Below are 633 nucleotides of genomic sequence, written 5' to 3' on the forward strand. Positions count from 1 at the left end.
AGCACGATGCAGAACATCTGCAGCGCGTCCGCGAACACCTGCAGGTCGCGCCGGAACGAGCCGTCGGCGAGCGCGCGGGGGTCGAAGCGCGCATCCGAGGTGCGCACCTGCGTGCCGCGCCCGTTCGAGGTGGAGGCCACGCCCATGGCGTTCAGCACGCCGAGCGCCTTCTGGACGGTGGAGGCGGAGGCGCCGTAGGACTGCGCCAGGCTCGCGATGGAGGGCAGGAGCGAGCCGTCGGGGAACTCTCCCACCGCGATGCGCTCCACCAGGTCGCGCGCCATCTGCGCATGCACGTAGGAGCGGCCGGTGCGCGCGTTCCAGGAGAACCCGCGGCCTCCCCCCTCCGTGCCGGGGTACGCCGCGTCAAGCTCGTCGAGGTAACGCTCCACGTACTCGGCCGTGCCGCGGTACAGCAGGCCGAAGCGCCGCTGGACCTCCGCGGGATCGTCCCCGGAAAGCGAGGCGAACATCCAGCCGAGCAGGTTGTCCGACTCCTCGGTCGCCCGGACGTAGGGGTCGGCGAAGCCGGGCAGGGCGGGCACGGCGCTCGCGCGCTCCAGGCCGGCGTAGCACTCGGAGAACAGCGGGTTGCCCGCCTTGTCCAGCAGCTCGTGCAGCACGAGGGAGGAG

At 72.2% G+C, this 633-nt stretch carries 1 protein-coding gene; it reads right to left on the reverse strand.

Annotated features, from left to right (window positions below; translation table 11 throughout):
• The coding region (locus tag GPA_RS13460) for a winged helix-turn-helix domain-containing protein (RefSeq protein WP_041240574.1) at window positions 1-633 on the reverse strand (633 nt) is incomplete at both ends.

The sequence above is a fragment of the Gordonibacter pamelaeae 7-10-1-b genome (genome assembly GCF_000210055.1).
Lineage (GTDB): Bacteria > Actinomycetota > Coriobacteriia > Coriobacteriales > Eggerthellaceae > Gordonibacter > Gordonibacter pamelaeae.